Raw genomic sequence first — 5,405 nt, 5'->3', positions numbered from 1 at the left:
CATAAAAGAATACATTCTACTTTAAATTATGATACTCCTATGCTATACTTTAAGAAATTAAGGAATACTTAAATGCAATATGTATGGAACCCGTGCATTCCAATGTATATTTTATTATAGCAATTTATTGTAATTCCTTCTACAATAGATGTTCGTCTAAAAATATACTCATAAATAAGTTTATTTAATAAATTCAAATTGGGCTCATTAAAATAATCTTTATTTACAAAATGTTTTTTAGGTACTTTTATACAAACTGATATATTTTCATCATATTGACCATTTTCGTTAACTACTGCCAATGATAAACATTTAAGTTTTAATAAACATTCAATTTTTTCTTTTCTTATATTGTAAATATAAATATTATTTATTAATTCACATATTAAATTATATTTTCTTTTTTCATTTTCAAAATTTGGATAATATGTTTCTTTCCTTCCTGTATATATATTTATATATGTTTGTGGAAAATAATTTTTATTAGGGATATAATCTCCTAAACAAAAAAAAGTATTTTTATTTATAGAAATATTATTGTCAGATGCGAAAGATATTACCAAATCGGAATTATTTATACAATTATTGCACATATAAGGAGCTATACCTAAATTTATATTTTTTATTTCTTCTATTAAATCTATTATCTTTTCTTTTTCACTATTTATTATAGAATTAGAATCATTAATCATTTTATGATATTCTAAAGTATTTTTTAGCAGTCCATTATTATATGATTTTATTATTATTTTTTTATCATTAGAAGCGGTATTATTATATTTATCCATATTAGCAAAATATTTAAATATATACATATCTACTTTTTCTTTAAAATCATTATCATCTTTATATTCAGCATATATTCCTTTACTTCCATATTTTTCTTTAAATTTTTCTATTTTATCAAATTCTTCTCTATCTCTAATTTTTCTATCTATAGGTTTATTCGAAAAATATAAAAATACTTGCTTTTTTTCTTTTAACATTTCTTCTATTTCTTCTATAGTACCAGATTCATATCTTGGAGTAGGAGAACCTAGTTTTTCTCCAAATATTGCAATGACTGCATCAGCATCTTTTACTATTTGATTATTTATTATTGATTGTCCGTCTTCTCCCATTTGAGGTATTACATCATCCTTCCAGTACAAAGTTTCTATTTTTGTATTTATAGCATCGCCTAATGTTTTATTAAAATTTTGTATAGCATTTTTTATTATATTTATTTCATTTTCAATATCAGAAGGGCATGATATTAATAATTTGTACAATAATGTTGATTTTGGCATATAAAACCTCCATTTTTATGAATACACTATCAACTATTAATAACAACAAATTGCAGTCTTTCTCCATAGTAATGCGGTGTCTGCTTATAACTTGACAAAGGGACGCTTTGAGATATGCAAAGCTATGCAAAATGTTTATTAAAAAAATCTAAGTTAAACTATTGTAAGCCTTTAGAAAGCGGTATATCTTTCATAAATATGCATCTATTAAATATAATATATAATTCTTGATAATATTATATATGATATATAAAAAAATTAAAATTATTTCTATCTTAATTTATAAGATTCTTTACTTCGTCCCAGCTTAATTTATTTATGTCGCCCATAGAGTCCCCTACAACAGTATCAATTAGTACACGCTTTTTATTCTGAAGTTCTAATATTTTATCTTCTATAGTGCCTCTTGTTATGAGCTTATAATTTGTAACAACGCGTTTTTGACCTATTCTGTACGCTCTGTCAGTAGCTTGATCTTCAACAGCTGGATTCCACCATAAATCATAATGCATCACAGTATCTGCCTGAGTTAAAGTAAGTCCAGTACCTGCAGCTTTCAAACTAAGTAGGAATACGGGTGCTTCTCCTGCATTAAATCTATGAACTAAATCCATTCTGTCTTTTGTAGCACCGTCCAAATAAAAATAATCTATTCCCAATTTCTTGAAGGCACTACGCATGAGATTAAGCATTCTTGTAAATGAGCTAAATACCAATACACTATGCCCGCCTGAAATAGCCTCTCTTATCATCTCTATAAACATGTTAAACTTACCGCTTGTATGACTTTCTCCTCTCAAATCATCATGCATAAGTCTAGGGTGGCAGCAAACCTGTCTTAATCTAGTTAATGCTGAAAATATTTCTATATGAGACTGAGCAAAACCTTTACGTTTCACTGTTTCAAATATTTCTATTCTAGCCGCCTCAAGTATAGACATATAAAGTTCTTTTTGATCTTTTGTCAAATCGCAGTAGCTTACAACAGTATGTTTAGGAGGCAAATCTGTAAGTACATCAGTTTTTAATCTTCTTAATATAAAAGGAGCTATTCTTGTCTTTAAATTATCCAAAGCCTCACTTGAACTATCTAACCCAGCAAGTATAGGAGCTTCATAATCTTCAACAAAATCTTTATGCTTACCCAAAAATCCCGGCATAAGAAAATCAAACATAGACCACATCTCGCTTATACTGTTTTCTATAGGCGTACCGCTTAAAGCAAGTCTTTTTAATGATTTTAAACTTTTAACCATTTTGGCATTCTGAGTATTGGCATTTTTTATATGCTGTGCCTCATCTAATATGAGATAGTTAAATTCATTCTCACTAAGTGCCTTTACATCGCGTCTTAATGTAGAATATGATATTACAGCAACATCATAATTACTTACGGCTTTTATTTTTTTCATTCTTGTTTTTAAATTGCCTGATAATACTATTACTTCAAGAGAAGGAGCAAATTTTTTAATCTCGCATTCCCAGTTGGCAACGCATGAAGTAGGAGCAACAACCAAAGAAGTGAGTTTATTACCGTTTTCTTTTTCTTTTAGTATTGTAGCTATAGTCTGAAAACTTTTACCAAGCCCCATGTCATCGGCAAGTATACCGTTTAATGACATATCAGCCAATTTTCTAAGCCATTTATATCCTACTAACTGATAACTTCTGAAATCCCCTACTATAGTTTTCGGAGGTGTTTCATCATAATCTACCCTTTTTATATTTGCTATTGTGTCTATTGCATTATCGTCCAAGTCAAGCTCTATGCCGCTGTGTTTCTCAAGCATATCAGCAAAATAAGGAGCACTAAACATAGGAAGCAAGTATCTGTTATCCTCTTTTTGTTCTATAGGATTTTCTTTAAACATCTTGGCAATATAATCAATTACTTCCAAATCTATAGGTACAAATGAACCGTTTTGAAGTCTTATATATTCTTTATTCTCTACTTTTACAGCCCTTACAATATCTGATAAATCATAAAGCTCTTTAACGCCTTCAAAAGAAAAATTAATCTCAAAAAAGTTAATATCTTTAGTTAAAGAAACTCTCATTTTAAGAGGCTTAACATTCAATTTTAATGATTTAAAAGATTCGCTATAATAGCAAGTCCAGCCTCTATCCTGAAGTGCTGGAAGTATTTTGTAGCATAAATAAAATATCTTCTCATCATCAGAAGTGGCAAAAGTATAATCTCCAACTTTTTCCAAATATTTTGATAATGTTCTGCAGAAATATTCCTCTTTTTCAGTATCTCTGTAAATCTCTGTAACTTCATTATCAAACATATTGCTGCTTGTAAACTTGCCAGAATAAGGATCAACAGTAAAAGAACCATATTTAAATTTTATAGTTGAAAATACATTAGTACCGTCATAATCCAAAAATACCAATGCCTGAGCTGGAAAAGCTAATATATCATTTTCTCTAATATCTTCTGGAAGTTCTATATTATCAAAGTCTTTTTTTAAATTTGGAAGCACTCTTGAACAGAAATCTTTTATATAATCTTTTTTTACTATTATGCTGTCTTTAAAAATATTCTTTTTTATTTTGGGGTATGACGGATTAGTTTCATAAAAAATATCTTTATAAAGTATAAAACCGCAGTTCTCTCCGAATGTATATACTCTATTTAAGTCAACATCTTTAATACTCAAATTAAGCACTAAATCTTTTTCTTCATTGTAATAGCTTTCTAACTGTAAATTTAAAATTTCATCGCTGAATGTTATAACTCTGCTTTCAAGCCTTATATTTGGCACATCTTTTAATAATAGCAAGCATTGATATGCATTATAGTCCTTAAACCATAATTTACCATTTTCCTGTATCTGTTTAGCCTCAGCATACAAGTTATTTAAAAATCTTATTAATTTAGCCTCTGATTTACTAAAATCTTCAAGCTCTATAGTTTTTTCAATATCTTCTATACTTTGTTTATCACCAATAACACATGAAAATAAAAAACTCTCAAGCTCCCCTACTCTGTACTCTTTCTTATTTTCTAAGTCTATTAATTTTAAAGAAAGTCCTAATGTTCTTTCGTTATTGTTATCTCCCCTCACAGATAAAAGTACAGAAAGGCTGTAATATTCTCTGTAAAGATTATCTCTGTAATTATCCATTAAAGGAGATCTTGTATAATAAAGCCAATTTTTACGCGAAGGATCTATTATTTGAGAGTTTTCCTCTTTTTTATTTCTGTCTATTCTTTTATTATCGCTTTCAGTAATAACAACACTGTTTGCTATAGTTTTGATAGAAGCCTTTGCAAGCTCATCATTTTCTTTTGCATTAAGATTTAAAAAAGGATTATCATTTTCCTTAATTTTCTTTTTAGACTTACCCCTAGTGTTCATTCCCATAACCTTACTATATTTTTACACATCATTTTTAATGGCTTTTATGATAATAGAATTATTAATAAAAGTCAATATTTTTAATGTATAAAAAAACATGATTTTTGTTAATATGTAAAAAAGAATAGTTTTTAATATATTATGATAACTAAATTATGTTAATTAAAAAATAATATTTTTATATACCTAAACAGATATAGTTTATCAAAATTAGTTTTTATATTTTTATTATTTTCTGGGACTAACCCTACGAAGTACACAGTCGTGCCCGCTCTGCGTGCCGCAGGCAGGCGAAAAGACTGCATTTTACACTGAATTCAGTAATTTATTCTACATATAAAACATAATTAGTACTATTTAGTATTATTTTTAGACTTGCACTTTTTGCAACTTTTTGCGGCGGAAAGATGTACAAGTAATCTTATATTTTTTTCTAATTTAGTACACTTTTTGCAGATTTGACTGAAGATATAAGAAACGCCCTCGAGAGAGATAAATGTGTCAAGCATAAATCTATGAGGGCGGTTATTAGCTAAATTAAATAATGTAAAAAAATTGCTCATTTTTACTCTCTCTTTAAATCAATTTTAGCTTGACATTTATTAGTATAGTTCATAATACAAAAATAATCAAGTAGAAAAAATAAAAAAATATGCACGGGTTCCATACATATTGCATTTAAGTATTCCTTAATTTCTTAAAGTATAGCATAGGAGTATCATAATTTAAAGTAGAATGTATTCTTTTATGA

2 protein-coding genes are annotated in these 5,405 nt (G+C 27.8%); both read right to left on the bottom strand.

Going from position 1 to position 5,405, the window contains the following annotated elements:
- Positions 1–68: 68 nt before the first annotated feature.
- Positions 69–1,289: a hypothetical protein gene (locus tag Q1X91_RS14715; protein WP_300759207.1), complete on the bottom strand. Its 1,221-nt coding sequence runs from the start codon at positions 1,287–1,289 to the stop codon at positions 69–71.
- 275 nt (positions 1,290–1,564) lie between these two features.
- Entirely contained in the window at positions 1,565–4,654 is a 3,090-nt protein-coding gene (locus Q1X91_RS14710) for a DEAD/DEAH box helicase (RefSeq protein ID WP_300759205.1), read from the bottom strand.
- Positions 4,655–5,405 lie beyond the last annotated feature (751 nt).

Source organism: uncultured Brachyspira sp., from assembly GCF_949287625.1.
Lineage (GTDB): Bacteria > Spirochaetota > Brachyspiria > Brachyspirales > Brachyspiraceae > Brachyspira.
This window is presented reverse-complemented; position numbering and strand designations above follow the sequence as displayed.

What these genes read in the sequence shown, in the direction of transcription:
- Q1X91_RS14715 (WP_300759207.1), bottom strand. Translation starts at nt 1,289, where the DNA reads ATGCCAAAATCAACATTATTGTACAAATTATTAATATCATGCCCTTCT.
- Q1X91_RS14710 (WP_300759205.1), bottom strand. Translation starts at nt 4,654, where the DNA reads ATGAACACTAGGGGTAAGTCTAAAAAGAAAATTAAGGAAAATGATAAT.